The sequence below is a fragment of the Inquilinus ginsengisoli genome (genome assembly GCF_050434925.1).
GTDB lineage: Bacteria > Pseudomonadota > Alphaproteobacteria > DSM-16000 > Inquilinaceae > Inquilinus > Inquilinus ginsengisoli_B.
In genome coordinates this window covers 1658236-1671671 of sequence record NZ_JBNDJK010000001.1, presented here as the reverse complement: position 1 = coordinate 1671671, position 13436 = coordinate 1658236, and the positions used below count along the sequence as shown (strand labels likewise).

The 13436-nt window shown below is 71.1% G+C and carries 15 protein-coding genes and 1 pseudogene; 5 read left to right on the top strand and 11 right to left on the bottom strand.

Features of this window, described 5'->3' with window-relative positions:
- Positions 1-355: 355 nt before the first annotated feature.
- Genes QFZ27_RS08200 through QFZ27_RS08190 form a run of 3 tightly spaced genes read right to left on the bottom strand, consistent with a single transcriptional unit; the run spans position 356 to position 1871 of the window.
- Positions 356-1471 (bottom strand): tyrosine-type recombinase/integrase, encoded by a 1116-nt coding sequence (locus QFZ27_RS08200; protein ID WP_429225657.1) that lies wholly within the window; start codon positions 1469-1471, stop codon positions 356-358.
- On the bottom strand, positions 1468-1629 hold the full coding sequence (locus QFZ27_RS08195; protein ID WP_429225655.1) for a hypothetical protein: 162 nt from the start codon (positions 1627-1629) through the stop codon (positions 1468-1470). The genes QFZ27_RS08200 and QFZ27_RS08195 overlap by 4 nt, the downstream gene beginning before the upstream one ends.
- Positions 1630-1631: 2 nt before the next feature.
- Positions 1632-1871: a hypothetical protein gene (locus QFZ27_RS08190; protein ID WP_429225654.1), complete on the bottom strand. Its 240-nt coding sequence runs from the start codon at positions 1869-1871 to the stop codon at positions 1632-1634.
- A 234-nt stretch (positions 1872-2105) separates the two neighbouring features.
- Here QFZ27_RS08190 and gspD point away from each other — a divergent pair, with 234 nt between their 5' ends.
- The 4 genes from gspD to QFZ27_RS08170 are packed head-to-tail and all read left to right on the top strand — an operon-like array spanning position 2106 to position 5790.
- Positions 2106-4313 (top strand): type II secretion system secretin GspD, encoded by a 2208-nt coding sequence (gspD, locus tag QFZ27_RS08185; protein ID WP_429225653.1) that lies wholly within the window; start codon positions 2106-2108, stop codon positions 4311-4313.
- A gap of 3 nt (positions 4314-4316) precedes the next feature.
- Positions 4317-4787: a GspH/FimT family pseudopilin gene (locus QFZ27_RS08180; protein WP_429225652.1), complete on the top strand. Its 471-nt coding sequence runs from the start codon at positions 4317-4319 to the stop codon at positions 4785-4787.
- Complete coding sequence (locus tag QFZ27_RS08175; protein WP_429225651.1) at positions 4784-5167, top strand: prepilin-type N-terminal cleavage/methylation domain-containing protein; 384 nt, start codon at positions 4784-4786, stop codon at positions 5165-5167. The genes QFZ27_RS08180 and QFZ27_RS08175 overlap by 4 nt, the downstream gene beginning before the upstream one ends.
- Entirely contained in the window at positions 5164-5790 is a 627-nt protein-coding gene (locus QFZ27_RS08170) for a prepilin-type N-terminal cleavage/methylation domain-containing protein (protein WP_429225650.1), read from the top strand. The genes QFZ27_RS08175 and QFZ27_RS08170 overlap by 4 nt, the downstream gene beginning before the upstream one ends.
- Before the next feature lie 9 nt (positions 5791-5799).
- Here the strand turns inward: QFZ27_RS08170 and QFZ27_RS08165 are convergent, their stop codons facing one another.
- The 8 genes and pseudogenes from QFZ27_RS08165 to tnpC all read right to left on the bottom strand — a co-directional run.
- Positions 5800-6666, bottom strand: coding sequence for a hypothetical protein (locus tag QFZ27_RS08165; RefSeq protein ID WP_429225649.1), 867 nt, complete (start codon positions 6664-6666; stop codon positions 5800-5802).
- A gap of 6 nt (positions 6667-6672) precedes the next feature.
- Positions 6673-7875, bottom strand: coding sequence for a type II secretion system F family protein (locus QFZ27_RS08160; RefSeq protein WP_429225648.1), 1203 nt, complete (start codon positions 7873-7875; stop codon positions 6673-6675).
- Positions 7876-9552, bottom strand: coding sequence for a GspE/PulE family protein (locus tag QFZ27_RS08155; protein WP_429225647.1), 1677 nt, complete (start codon positions 9550-9552; stop codon positions 7876-7878).
- Between the two features lie 13 nt (positions 9553-9565).
- On the bottom strand, positions 9566-10132 hold the full coding sequence (locus QFZ27_RS08150) for a hypothetical protein (RefSeq protein WP_429225646.1): 567 nt from the start codon (positions 10130-10132) through the stop codon (positions 9566-9568).
- On the bottom strand, positions 10129-10674 hold the full coding sequence (gene gspM / locus QFZ27_RS08145) for a type II secretion system protein GspM (RefSeq protein WP_429225645.1): 546 nt from the start codon (positions 10672-10674) through the stop codon (positions 10129-10131). Before gspM ends, QFZ27_RS08150 begins: the two co-directional genes overlap by 4 nt.
- Positions 10675-10676: 2 nt before the next feature.
- Entirely contained in the window at positions 10677-11390 is a 714-nt protein-coding gene (locus tag QFZ27_RS08140) for a PilN domain-containing protein (protein WP_429225644.1), read from the bottom strand.
- Positions 11391-12121: 731 nt separating this feature from the next.
- Positions 12122-12364, bottom strand: a complete 243-nt coding sequence (locus QFZ27_RS08135; RefSeq protein ID WP_429225643.1) for a hypothetical protein — start codon at positions 12362-12364, stop codon at positions 12122-12124.
- Positions 12365-12366: 2 nt separating this feature from the next.
- Positions 12367-13097 (bottom strand): annotated as a pseudogene (gene tnpC, locus QFZ27_RS08130) (IS66 family transposase); the annotation flags it as partial.
- A gap of 94 nt (positions 13098-13191) precedes the next feature.
- On the opposite strand from tnpC, the gene QFZ27_RS08125 reads away from it, so the two are divergent.
- Positions 13192-13371, top strand: coding sequence for a hypothetical protein (locus QFZ27_RS08125; protein ID WP_429225642.1), 180 nt, complete (start codon positions 13192-13194; stop codon positions 13369-13371).
- The last annotated feature ends 65 nt before the right edge of the window (positions 13372-13436 follow it).

Here is a 13436-nt window from a genome sequence, read left to right as displayed (position 1 = left end):
AGCAACAGCGCTCCAACTAGCATTGCAAAGTTGGATCTGGCCGCAATCGCTCATTAGCTTTGCAGCGGGTCAACGAACCGGACGTGTTGTTGGCTGACGACAGGCGAGTGCATTTCCGCTTTCCGCCCTTCGCAGACGGTCTGGCCGTATGGATCGCGCCAGAAGCGGCCACAGGACGGCCTCCCCTCGGATACTCGCACACACGCCGCCTGGAACGGGATCGATCGTGATCCGGTCCTCCGGGTGCCGAGGCCGCCTTTGGGCAAGGTCAGATCGTCGGAAATGTCCGCTTCCGGGAAGCCAGGAGGGCCGGCGACCGTCCGCAAAGAGCCGGTCGCGGAAGGGAACCGAGCGCCTATCGACCCTGCAGCAACTTGCCCGTGAAATTCCCCACCCACAGGCTATCGTGGCGCCGGTAGATCCGGGCCGAGCTGTAGCTCTTCCACCGCCCGTGCTCCATGGCCTTCTCGAGCGGGACGCCGAGCAGGTCGGCGGCGGTCATCATCCCGGCCCGCAGGCTGTGCGCCGAGAAGTCCGCCGCGCCGATGCCGGTGCGGGTCACCACCCGTTTCACCACGCGGGCGATCGTCGCCGGGTCGACCGGCAGCAGCCGGCCGTCGGCACCGGCCAGCAGGTTGCCGCCGCGGTCGAGCCGGCAGAACAGGGATCCGGGCGTCTCACCACGGGCGTCGAGCCAGCGGCGCAGCGCCGTCATGGCGCACAGAGCGGATCCCGGGACGGCTTCGATGCCGATCTCGGCGCCGTGCTGCTCCTGATCGGCCTTGGAGCGGCCGACGAACAGCACCAGCCCCTCGGCCGAGAAGGACACATCCCGGAGGTCAAAGGCGGCGAGCTCGGAGCGGCGGAAGCCGCCGGCGAATCCGATCAGCAGCAGCGCCATATCGCGGAGCGCGCGCCGCCCCTCCCCTCCCCCGCCGGCCAGCTCGATGCCGGCCAGGCCCTGGTGTGCATCCGGGGTCAGCACCAGGGACGCGGCGCGCAGGTTGGGCTCGAGCAGCGCCGCCTTGCGCACCGGCCGGGCGCCCTTGGTCCGGCGCAGGCCCTTGAGAAAGGACTCGAACTCGGCGTCATCGAGCGCCAGCGGCCGCTTCAGCCGCTTGCGGATCGCCACGACCGCGGCCCGGCGCAGCAGGATGGTGTTCAGCGACCTCTTCTCCGACAACGCCGTGAGGTGCATCACCAGCCAGCGGGCGTCGGCCGCGGTCGCCGGGTCCTCGCCCGTGGGATCGAGGCCGAAGCCGAGGCACCACTCGCTCCATGCTCGCCAAGCCTTGCCATAGGCCAACCGAGTGTTGGCCGACAGCGAAGCCTCGACCAGCTGATCGGCCTTCGCGGCGAGGGCTTTGATCTCGGCGATCTTCGCCTCGCTCAGGGCCACCGGCCCCGGCGGCGGGGTCCACGGCATCGCTGCAGGCAGCACTGCGGCGGCGTCCTCGATCACCTCGGTCATGGCCGCAGCAGCGCGCGCAGCGGGCGCGAAGCGGTCGCGTCCCGGAGCCGGATGACGGCGGCCGCGATCGCCGCCGGCGTTCCGCCCCCCAGCGCCCGGCGGAGCCGGTCGGCATGATCGTGCAGGAAGCGCTCGGGATTGCCGTGGTCCTGCTGCATCCTCAGCGCCCGCCCGCGAGCACGGCCCGGCCGAGCTCGATGACCACCAACTGGTCGCGGACGCTGGGCCGCGGCGCCAGGTGACCCGCCTTCAGGGCCTGGCGCTGCAGCCGGCCGCGGGCCGTGCGGCCGTCCTCGCGGTCGATACGGGCGTCAGGATGGCTGATGCCGAGCTGCAGGAGAGCCGGTCGGTCCGCCACCAGTGGCTCCACCGGCGGCGTGAGGTCCTGGTGCTGCATCATCCCTCCGGGTTGCCTGGGATGTCGCCGCGGCCCCGTCCGCGTCGACTCTGGCGCGATTCTACCCCATCCGCGCCGCGCAACAAACGGTCCAATGCGCGATAACTGCCCCCGTTATCGTGCGCTGAGGCGCTGCGGGAGATCCAAGACCGTCACTTGCCATCGCGGTCCCGGCCCGTCATGGTGAGGAGGATCCGAATAGGTACAAATTCGGACGTGTGGGGGACGGTTCGGAGCATGCACCGTGTGGGGAAGGCCGGCTGGCTTGCCGGTTTGCGTCTTGCTGCAATTTTGGCGGCAGCGCTGGGCGTCGTCAGTTGCCAGCAGAAGAACCAGGACTCCCTCCCACGGTACAACCCGCTGGCCACGGCGAACTTCGACGTGCCGTCGAAGCTGGCGCGGCAGCCCTCCGGCTCGGTCGCGGTGACGTCCGCTCCGACCGACCTTCGTGCCCCACAGCTGTATTTCGGCGCCGACGGCACCCCGCTCGCAACCGGAGCCGCCGGCGCGCCGGTCATCGTCACCGGCCAGGGCGCGCAGATCAATTTCGAGAACGCGGACATCCGCGACTTCCTGAAGGCCGTCCTCGCGGACACGCTGAAGGCGTCCTACAGCGTCGATCCGCGGATTCAGGGAACTGCGACGGTGTCCAGCAGCGCCGCTCTCAGCCGGCAGGACTTGCTGGCGACGGTCGAGACCGTGCTGCGGATGAACGGCGCCGCCCTGATTGCCGACGGTGCCGCCTATCGGATCGTGCCCGCCGGCGAGGCCGCGGGCGGGCGGGTGATGGTGCAGCTGGGGTCGGACCCGACGCCGCTGCCGGCCGGCTACGGCGTGTCGATCATTCCTCTGCGCTTCGTCCAGGCGGCCACCATCGCGCCGCTGATCAGCCCGGTGGCGAACAGCAACATGGTCCGGACCGATCCGGCGAGGAATCTCGTGGTGATCTCCGGGCCGAGCAGCGACCGGGCGGCGATTGCCGAAATGGTCGCGGCCTTCGACGTCGACGCGATGCGCGGCGTCTCCGCCGGGCTGTTCCCCTTGCGCCGCTCCGATCCGAACTCGATGATCCAGGAGCTCCGCTCCGTCTTCAAGCTAGGCGCCGAGGGCACGCCGATGCAGGGCGGCATCGACTTCATCCCGGTGCGCCGGCTCAACGCCGTGATGGTCGTGGCGAAGCAGCCGGTGCGCCTGCGCCAGGCCGAGACCTGGATCAACCGGCTCGACCAGGGCGACAAGCAGGGCGTTCAGCTCTACGTCTATCGGGTCGAGAACGGCACGGCCGAGAACCTCGCCTCGATCATGGGGCAGTTCATGGGTGGGGGGCGCGGCCGCTCCTCGGGCGGGGGCAGCAGCCCGGTCGCGCCATCCCTGCCGGTCCAGACGGCGTCCACCGGCGGGTCGTCGATCCCGTCACGCGCCGATGGCGGTGCGATGGACGCGGGCGCGGTCATGTCCGCCGGCGAGAAGCTCGGCATCTTGTCGGACGATCTGAACAGCATGGTGGGTAGCGGCGCCGGCGGAGGTGGATCGGGCAATGCGGGGCGCGGCCCCGATCCGTTTGATGGCGCCCAGATCGTCGCCAACAAGGAGCGCAACTCGCTCATGGTCATGGCGACGCCCGAGGCCTGGCGGAAGATCGAGGCGGCGATCCGGCTGATGGACACGCCGCAGTACCAAGTGCTGATCGAGGCGACGATCGCCGAGGTCACCCTGACCGACCAGCTGCGCTACGGGGTGCATTTCTGGCTGGAAAGCGGCAACTTCTCCAGCGTCTTCACCCAGAACAGTGGTTTCGGAGTCAATCCGTCCGTCCCGGGCTTCAACTTCATCATCAGCAGTGGGAATTTTCGGGTCATCCTCGATGCGCTGGCCAGCATCACCAATGTCCGGGTGGTGTCGTCGCCATCGCTGGCCGTCCTGGACAACCAGACCGCGCAGTTGAAGGTTGGCGACCAAGTCCCGGTGATCACCCGGCAGCAGCAATCCACCGACAACCCGGACGCGCCGATCGTCAACAACGTCGAATACCGCGACACCGGCGTGATCCTGCAGGTGACGCCCCGCATCAACCCCGACGGCCAGGTCAATCTCGAGATCCGCCAGGAGGTCAGCAACGTCGTGGAAGGGGCGCCCGACGCGATCAACCCGACCATCGCGCAGCGGGAGGTCGGGACCTCGGTGTCCGTGGCGAGCGGCCAGACCGTCATCCTCGGCGGCCTGATCTCCGACCGGCAGAGCGATGGCAGGTCCGGCGTCCCGGTGCTGCGCGACATACCCCTGGTCGGCAACCTGTTCAGCGGCGTCTCGGACAACGACCAGCGCACCGAGCTGGTGATCCTGATCACGCCGAAGGTGATCCGCAACGCCGCCGATGCGAAGGCCATCGCCGAGGAGTTCCGGAGCCGGATGCAGCTGTTCGGCGCGCCTCCTCCCAAGAAATAGACCATGCTGGATCGGTCGCGGATCGATGATCGGGCCCGAACGGCCGGCTTCACCCTGATCGAGATGCTGATCGTGCTGGTGATCCTGGGACTGGCGACGGCCGTGGTCGGGCTGGCGGTGCCGGAGTGGCGCGCCCGGTCGGCCCTGCGCGAGGCCGGGGCTGGGGTTGAGCGGCTGCTGGCGCAGGCGCGCGATACGGCCTTGCGGCAGCAGAGCCCGATGCTAGTCCGCTTCGATCCCGAGGGTCGGCGCTTCGGCATCCCGGCGCTCGACCGCTGGCAAACGGTGCCTGACGGGGTCGACCTGACCCTCACCGGCGCCGCGATCGCCCCGGGCGGCAACGTCCCTGCCCTGCTGTTCCTTGGCGACGGGTCGAGCAGCGGCGGCGTCCTGACCCTGAACCGCGGCGAGCACCGCCTGGCCCTGCGCATCGCCTGGCTGACCGGCACCGTCCGCCAGGAGGCCACGCCGTGACCGGGCGCGAGGCCGGCTTCACCCTGGTCGAGGTGCTGGTGGCGCTCGCCGTGCTCGGCGGCATCACCGCCACAGCGCTGGCGCTGCTGGTGTCGAGCCGCGACCGCGACGCCCGCGCGACGACGCAGGCCCGGGCCACCCTGGCGGCCGAGGCGATCCTGGAACGGGTCGGGCTCGACCTGCCACTGGTGCCGCGCAGCGCCAGCGGCCGCCTCGGCGACGGCAGCGCCTGGTCGCTCGCCATCGCCCCCTGGCGCGAGGACGGCATGCCGCAGGCGGCCGGCCAGCCCGGGCTGCTGTCGATCACCGTCCGGGTGGCGCCGCGGCGCGGGCCGGCGGTCCAGCTGGTCACCCTGCGCGCCGCCGGGCTGCCGCCGTGACCCGCGCCCCGGCCCGCGGGCGCCGCGAACGCGGATTCACCCTGGTCGAGGTGCTGGTGGCGCTGGTGCTGGCCGGACTGGTGGCGTCCGCCGCCGTCGGCCTGCCGAACCTGTTCGCCCGCTTCGACCAGAAGTCGCGGCAGGAAGCAGAGCTGCGCGACGGCGTGGCCGCGGCCGGCGGGCTGCTGCGTGCTTTGGCCGAAGGGGCTGTGCCGAACCTGTCGTCCGACGAGACGGCCGACGCGACGGAGCTGACCCTGCTGTCCTGGGGGCCGCCGATCCTGACCTTGGACCGGCCGATTCCCCTGACTCTGCGGGTCGTGTCGGCGGATGGGCGGTCCGCACTGCGGCTGGCCTGGACCGATTCCGGGACGGGAACGGCGCGGGAGGAGACGGTGCTGGAGGGCGCCCGCTCGATCCGGCTGAGCTATTTCGCGGCCGGGAGCAGCGGCGGGAACTGGCGGTCCGAATGGGCCCGCCCCTGGGCGTTGCCGGCGGCGGTGCTGCTGCGCGTCGATGCGCCTGAGCTCGGAGCCCCGATCGACCTGATCGGCCGCACCCGCGCCCGGCTGCCGGAAGCCTGCTTGGCGCTGCCGCAGGAACCGCGCTGCCAACCGGGATAGCGGGCACCGTCAGCTGCAGGCGATCGCCGCCGGCTCGGCAAGGTCGCGCTGCGACAGGATCCGGATCATGGGGGCGCGTGCCGAGAGCAGGATCACCGCCTCGCGGACGAGATGGGCAACGCGCGGGGTGGCCGCCTCAGCCCGCAGCCGGTAGACCGGCTCCTCATCCGCCAGGAAGCGCTGCAGATGGGCCAGCCGCGGATCGTCGGCCGACGACGCCCGGCCCCGCAGCGTCTCGACATCCGTGCTGGTCAGGCCGGGCAGCCGGCGCAGTTGCTCGTCTGCCAGGCCTGCGGCGGAGATGCCGCGGCTGCCGGTCAGCACCGTGAAGCGGTCCTCGAACAGCCGCGCCACCGGCGTCAGCCGGGCGCAGGGCGGCAGCAGGGCGAGCACGCTCGGCACGAGCATGCTCGGTAACGGCGCCGGCTGTCGCCGCGCCGCCTCGATCCGCTCCAGCGCCTGCTGGCGGAGACCCGGCGGCACCGGCATCCCGTCGAGCAGGGCCTGGATCAGCTCCAGCGAACCGGCGTTGAGGTCGGCCCTGCCGCTCTCGCGCAGGAAGGACAGGCGGATTTCCGCATCCGCGAAGCGCCACGGCACCGGCGCCGGCGAGGCCAGGAGGCGCTCCAGCAGTGGGTCGTCCTCGGCCCGCAGCGCCTGGACCAGCCGGGCGATGCCGGCATCGGCGAGGGCACGGGCCTTGGCCACCTCGACCGCCGCGCTGGTGGAGCCGACCGCGCTGCGGCTCCGCTCCAGCAGCACCAGGGCCGCGGTCGCGACCACGCCGACGATCACCAGCACCAGGATCAGCACGAAGCCGCGCTGCCGCTGGTGGCGGCTGGCCCTGTCGTCTGATCGACCCAGGAGATCGCGCATGAAGAGTCAGAGCGCCAGGTCGTTGATGCTGAGGATGGCCGTCAGGATGGACATGACGATGCCCCCGACGGCCAGGCCCAGGACGATGATCAAGGTGGGCTCCAAGAGGCCGACCAGGCGCTTGACCGAGGTCTCCAGCTCCTGCTCATAGGCATCGGCCACATGGCCGGCGGTCAGGTCGATGCGGCCGGTCTCCTCCCCCACCTTCAGCATCTGCACCGCAAAGTCTGGGAACAGCCCGGTCGCGGCCAGCGGCTCGGACAGGCCGAGGCCCTGGCGCACGCCGGTGACCACGGTGTCGAGCGCGTCCGCCACCGCGCGGTTCGGCACCACGTCGCGCGACAGTAGCAGCGCGTTCGGCAGGTCGACGCCGTTGCCGGCCAGGGTCGCCAGCGTCCGGCAGAACCGCGCCGTCACCAGGATCCGCAGCAGGCCGCCCAGCACGGGCAGGCGCAGCAGCATCCGGTCCCAGGCCAGGCGCGGGCCGGACAGCGTCAACGCCTGGCGCAGCAGCAAGAGGCCGGCGAGCACGGTGAGCAGGATCAGCCAGCCCCAGCCCTGCAGGAAGCGGCCGAGGGCGACGACGATCGCGGTCGATACCGGCAGCTCCGCCCCGGCGTCGCGGAACACGGTCTCGAACTGGGGCACGACGAAGGTGAGGAGCAGAGCGATCGATGCCAACGCCACGATGACCAGCAGCACCGGGTACAGCATCGCCGAGGTGACGGTGGTTCGGATCTTCTCCGATCGCTCGCGCAAATCGGCGAGGCGGTCAAGCACCTGGGCCAGCTTGCCCGAGCTCTCGCCGGCGCGGATCATGTTGACCGCCAGACGCGGGAAGGCCTGGGCATCGACCGCGGCGCTCAGGCTGTGGCCGCCCCGCACGCTGTCGAGGATCGGCTGCGCCAGCCGGGCGACCGCGTCACCGCGTTTGCCGGTGGCCGTGCCGGCCATGGTCATCAGAGCCCGCTCCAGCGGCTGGCCGGCGGTGAGCAGGATCGCGAGCTGGCGGAGGAAGGTGGTCACCTCCTTCGCCCGGACCCGGCCGCGCCGCGGCTGCGCCCGGGCGCCGCGGACCGGCCTCGCCTCCAGCGGGAACTGGCCGAGCTGCTGCAGGTGCCGGATCGCCGCGGCCTCGTCCGCAGCCTCGAGCTGCCCCTCGACCAGGTTGCCGGCCCCGTCGGCGGCCTTGAAGGCGAAGAGCGGCATCTATCCCTCCTCGGTGACGCGGCGCACTTCCTCCGGCGTCGTCTGCCCGGCGAGGGCCTTGGCAACGCCGTCCTGGAACATGCTGCGCATGCCGGCGGCAGAGGCGATGCGGGTCAGCTCGGCGGTCGAGATCCGCTGGTGCAGCGCCTCGCGGACCGCGTCGGTCAGCTCGAAGAACTCGAAGATGCCGATCCGGCTGGTGTAGCCGATGCCGTCGCAGGAAGGGCAGCCGACGGCGCGGTGCAGGATGGTGTCGGACTCCGCCGGACGCCCGAGCTGCGCCAGCTCCTCGGCCGAAGCCCGGTACGGTTCGCGGCAGGCGGCGCAGAGCTGGCGGACCAGGCGCTGGCCGATCACGCCGCGGATGGTCGAGGTCAGCAGATAACCGTCGACGCCCATGTCGAGCAGCCGGTTGATCGAGCCGGTGGCGCTGTTGGTGTGCAGCGTCGACAGCACCAGGTGCCCGGTCAGCGCCGCATGGACCGCGATATTGGCCGTCTCGCCATCGCGGATCTCGCCGACCATGATCACGTCCGGGTCGTGGCGCAGGCTGGAGCGCAGCACCCGGGCGAAGTCGAGGCCGATCTGCGGCTGGACATTGGTCTGGTTGATGCCCGGGATCTGGTATTCGATCGGGTCCTCGACGGTCAGGATCTTCCGGCTCGGCTGGTTCAGGATCCGCAGCGCGGCATACAGGGTCGTGGTCTTGCCGCTGCCGGTCGGGCCGGTGACCAGCAGGATGCCGTGCGGATGCGCCAGGTGCCGGCGGATGCCGGCCTCCTCGGCAGGGGCGAGGCCGAGCTCGCCGAGGTCGAGCGCCATGCCCTTGGTGTCGAGCAGGCGGATGACCACGGCCTCGCCATGCATCGTCGGCATGGTGGCGACGCGCATGTCGACCTTCTGGCCGCCGGCGGTGAAGCGAGCGCGGCCGTCCTGCGGCAGCCGGCGCTCGGCGATGTCGAGCCGCGCCAGGATCTTGATCCGGCTGATCAGCGCCGGCCCCAGCTTCGCCGGCGGCGCCTTCATGTCCTTCAACAGGCCATGGACCCGGTAGCGCAGCTTGAGCTGCTCGCGATAGGTCTCGAGATGGATGTCCGACGCCTGCAGCCGCATCGCGTCGGCGATGATCTGGTTGACCAGGCGGATGACCGGCGCCTCCTGCGCCAGGTCCTTGAGCTGCTCGACATCGGGGTCGCCCGCCGTGTCGGCCTCGATCTCGGCGCCGTCGGAGATCCGCTCGACGCTGGACCGGCCGCTCTCGTACCAGCGGGCGAAGACATCGGCGAGGTCGTCCTCGGCCGCGACCACCGGCACGACCGGCCGGCCGAGCGCCATCGCCACCGCCCGCAATGCGAAGCTGTCACCGGGGTCGGCCATGGCCAGGGTCACGCCGCCCTCGCCTTCGGCCAGCGGCAGGACCCGGGAGTCCTTGAGGAACCGGGCCGGCAGCTGGTCGGCCAGGACCGGCGCCTCCGGGAAATCGCTCAGCCCGGCAAGCGGCAGGCCGTGCAGGATCGACAGCGCCTGGGCGTAGTCCCGGCCGGACACCAGCCCCAGCCGGGTGACCAGCGTCGTCGCCGGCTCGGACGACGCCAGCCGCGACAGCCGGGCGACGTCGTCGGGCCCGAGCTTGCCGAGCTCGACCAGGATGTCGACCAGGGACCGGACCTGATCCATCAGCGATCCCTCGTCATTGCAGCGACCCGCCGGGATCGGCCGCATCGCCGACCGGGCGCGGCGCGAACAGCACGTGCTTGGCGTCGCCGGCCGGGCTGGTCAGGCGCACCGCCGTCGGGCTGATGGTCTCGACATGCCAGCCGCCGGCGTCGTCGCCCTGCCGGGCGGTGACGACGGGACCGCCGGCCCGCGGCTTCAGCAGGACGAAGGGACCGTCGGGCTGCTGCACGATGCCGACCAGCACGAACTCCGTCCGCTCGACCGGCGGCGCCACCGGCTCCGGCACCGCCTCGACCACCGGGGCGGGCGCCGGCTCGGCGACCGGCTCGGGCGGCGGCGGGCGCCGGGTCGCGGCGAAGAGCGGCCGCGCGGTGGTCTCGGTCAGGGTCTCCAGTGGAACCAGCCGCGCCGGCTCTCCCGGCGAGGCCGGCGGCGGTTCCGCGAGATCCGGGACGGCCGGGGCATCGGCCCGCCCGACCGCGGCGACCGGTGCCGCGGACCCGTCGGGCAGCAGCAGGGCGACGGGAACCGCGACGAGGCCGGCGGCCAGGGCGATCCAGGTTAGAGGATGCCAGCTCACATCGCCCCTCCCGGCCGGTAGCCATAGACGTCGAAGGTGACGGACAGGACGGGGTCCGCCGCCAGATCCTCGGCCCGGATCTGCAGCGCGTCGACGAACAGGCTCGGCTGCCCGGCCTCGAGCGCATGGAGGATGCGCTGCAGCGGCCCGATCCGGGTCGACAGCGCCACCCGCAGCCCGATGCGCTGATACGCCCCTTCGGCGCGGGCCGGCAGCACCAGCGCGTTGTCGATCTGCGCCTCGGACCGGGCGGCGACGTCGGCGACCAGGCGCTGCAGCTCGGCGCCGCTGATCGCGGCGCCGGCGCCGCCGAGGAAGCGCGCGCCCTGCCCCAGCCCGGCCTTCAGCGCATCCCGCCGGGCGGCGAGATCGGGCCGCGTGGCGGCGACCGCCTCGAAGCGGGACGCGTTGTCGCCCAGTGCCACGGCCTCGGCATCGGCCCGCCACAGGCCGGACAGCGCGATGCCGAGCCCGGCGAGCGGGATCGCGACCAGGGCGATCAGCAGGGCCAGGGCCAGCCAGCGCGTCGGAAACCGGGCCATGCTCAGGGCTCCAGCTTCGGCTCGATGCGAGCGCCGACGCTGAACCGGTCGCGGCCGGTCTCCCGGTCGCGTGTGCTCGGAGCCAGGAAGCGGGTGTCGGCGAAGCGGCCGGAGCCTTCGAGCACGCCGATCAAAGCAGAGGCGTCGGTCGCGCTGCCGCCGGCCCGCAGCGCGGTGTCGGCGATCGACAGGTCGGTCAGCCACACATCGTCGGGCAGCAACCGGCTCACGGATTCCAGCACGATCGACGCCGCCGGGACGGACCGGCGCCTGTCGTCGAGAAAGCGCTGGCTGTCCGACAAGTCGGCGATCTCCTGCCGCATCTGCCGCACCTCCTCCGCCGCCGGCCGCGCCGCCGCGATCCGGGCCTGCAGCGCTATGATCTCCTGGCCGCGCTGCCAGCTCTGCCAGCCGATCCATCCGCCGGCGCCGACCACCGCGGCAGCGAACAGGGCGGCAACGGCCAGTGCCGTGCGCCGCAGCCGGCGGCGCCCCGTGGCCACGCGGTCGTCGCCGGGTGGCAGCAGGATGCGCTTGCCTCCGGGCGTGTCCAGCTCGATCGCCGCGACCGGCACGTCGAGCCCGGCCAGCGCGCGCCGGGCCGGCTCCACCGCGGTGTCCGGCACCACGGTCAGCTCGACCTCGATCTTGCGCCCGCCCTCGACGCGGCGCAGCACCTGCGCGGCGAGCCACACTTGGTCTCCCGGCCAGGGCATCAGCCGGTCCATCTCCCGGCGCAAGAGCTGTGGCAGGGACGACGTCGCCGCCGTGGGGAGAGAGAGCTCACGGGACAGGCTGCTCTCAGGTGGCAAGGACAGGACGACCGGACTCCGCCGGTTTCGCGCGGCCCAGTCGGCCAGGTTCCGAACCTTGGCACCGACCTCCACCACCCAGCCATGGCCGGCCAGCCTTGCGATCGGCAGCCGGTGGCGGTGGTCGATAACGCCGGTCAGCCGCGCGGGCAGGAAAGTGGAAAGTTCAGCCGCCCACCATCCGAGCGCTCGGCGGACCGGAAACCCGAATGACTGTGGAGCATGGGGAAATTTCATCGATCAACAGGTGCGGGCAACCCGAGGATGGGCCGATATCGTGGGAACTTTATCGCCGCGTGACGCCGGCGGATATACCGAACACGGGGGCACCTCAAGGTTTTGCCGCCAGAACACTCTAGGCCGGACAAACAGGGAACGCTGGCCGGACACGACAGCGCTGAACCTCTCAAGCCGAAGGTGCGGAGGGAGTCCACTTCGTATGAACCCTCTGGACTCGACGCCTATGCTGGGGTGGTCTCGGGCGACCGGCCTCATCCGGAGCTATTATGCCCCGGTTCAACCTGCTGGCCGATGAGAGCGGCATCGGCTCTTCGATATCCCCACCGACCGCGCTGCGCTGATCCGGCACTACCCGCTCACTCCCGGTCAGCATCCGGTGAGGACCGCAGGTGGATCTATTCGGAGGATCCGAGCTTGGGAGGAGCACGACCGGCGTCGCGTTGGTTGGCGATGATCTGCTGCAGATTGTCGATGCCGTCGCGGGTGAAGGCGGTCACACCATCCTCGCCGACGCCGTAGATGTGCAGCCGCCCATCTTCGGGTTCCATGTCGATCGAGAGCTCGTGCAGCCAGTCTTCGTCCTCGCCGAGCATCCGAGCGACATGGCCGATGGGGAAGACGGAGGCGGCGGCCACCACGGTCAGGCAGCCTGGCTCCGAGGTGCCGGCCGCCAATGCCAGGGCAGGAGCTCGTCGATCCTGCTGGCGGGATGCTCGGCGATCCGAGCCAGGACGTCGGCCAGCCAAGCTTGCGGATCGATGTCGTTCATCTTGGCGGTGACGATCAGGCTGTACATGGCCGCGGCGCGCTGACCGCCGCGGTCGGACCCTGCGAACAGCCATGACTTCCTGCCCAGGGCAATGCCGCGCAGCGCACGCTCCGCCGCATTGTTGGAGAGGCAGATCCGGCCGTCGTCGAGGAAGCTGGTGAAGGCCGGCCAGCGCTTCAGCATGTAATCCATGGCACGGGCGAGATCGTTGCCGCGCGAGAGCCTGGCGCGCTGCTCGCGCATCCAGCTTTCCAGCTCGGCGACCAGTGGCGCGCTCAGCTCCTGCCGGACCGCGCGACGCTGCTCGGTGCTCTGGCCGTTGATCGAGCGCTCGATCTCGAACAGGGCATCGATGCGCCGGACCGCCTCCAGCGCCAGCGGCGAGATTGCGCCGGGCGTCCGGCCCCGGGCCGCGCGGCGCGCGTTCTCCGCCAGATCCGCCATGGCGAAGAAGGGCCGGCGCGCATGGACCCAGCATGCAGCCTCCAGGACGGACCTGGCTTGCGGTCAGGCTCGTACAACTTGGTGTAGCCGCCGAAGGCGTCGGCCTGGAACAGCCCGGCATATCCTTGCCCGGCGCGGGGACCGGAACTGCCTCGGCGTCGCGCTGCAGCTCTGCCTGCTCCGGCATCCATGTACGTCGATGTTTAGTGTCGACACCGGGGCCTGGTCTCCGAGGGCATCCACCGCCGCCCGATGCTGGCGCTGCCGATCGCACTGTACCCGGCTGCACTCTTCGTGTTCATGGCCCTGCTGCACGCCACCATGGGCGACGGCTTCGTCTTCAGCCATTTCCAGATCGGCTGGCGACGATCCTTCGTTTATCCCGCGGCCGGATCGCCAACACCTTCACCAATCCGGACCTCGGCGACGTGATCGGCAGCAAGGAGCGCAGCCGACCTACACTGCGATCTAAGCCCTGCTCGGGGTTGTCCTGGTCG

Coding starts and splice junctions, on each gene's coding strand:
- QFZ27_RS08190 (WP_429225654.1), bottom strand. CDS start 1,871: ATGATGCAGCACCAGGACCTCACGCCGCCGGTGGAGCCACTGGTGGCG.
- gspD (WP_429225653.1), top strand. CDS start 2,106: ATGCACCGTGTGGGGAAGGCCGGCTGGCTTGCCGGTTTGCGTCTTGCT.
- QFZ27_RS08180 (WP_429225652.1), top strand. CDS start 4,317: ATGCTGGATCGGTCGCGGATCGATGATCGGGCCCGAACGGCCGGCTTC.
- QFZ27_RS08160 (WP_429225648.1), bottom strand. CDS start 7,875: ATGCCGCTCTTCGCCTTCAAGGCCGCCGACGGGGCCGGCAACCTGGTC.
- gspM (WP_429225645.1), bottom strand. CDS start 10,674: ATGGCCCGGTTTCCGACGCGCTGGCTGGCCCTGGCCCTGCTGATCGCC.
- QFZ27_RS08125 (WP_429225642.1), top strand. CDS start 13,192: ATGCTGGCGCTGCCGATCGCACTGTACCCGGCTGCACTCTTCGTGTTC.
- QFZ27_RS08140 (WP_429225644.1), bottom strand. CDS start 11,390: ATGCCCTGGCCGGGAGACCAAGTGTGGCTCGCCGCGCAGGTGCTGCGC.
- QFZ27_RS08195 (WP_429225655.1), bottom strand. CDS start 1,629: ATGCAGCAGGACCACGGCAATCCCGAGCGCTTCCTGCACGATCATGCC.
- QFZ27_RS08200 (WP_429225657.1), bottom strand. CDS start 1,471: ATGACCGAGGTGATCGAGGACGCCGCCGCAGTGCTGCCTGCAGCGATG.
- QFZ27_RS08165 (WP_429225649.1), bottom strand. CDS start 6,666: ATGCGCGATCTCCTGGGTCGATCAGACGACAGGGCCAGCCGCCACCAG.
- QFZ27_RS08155 (WP_429225647.1), bottom strand. CDS start 9,552: ATGGATCAGGTCCGGTCCCTGGTCGACATCCTGGTCGAGCTCGGCAAG.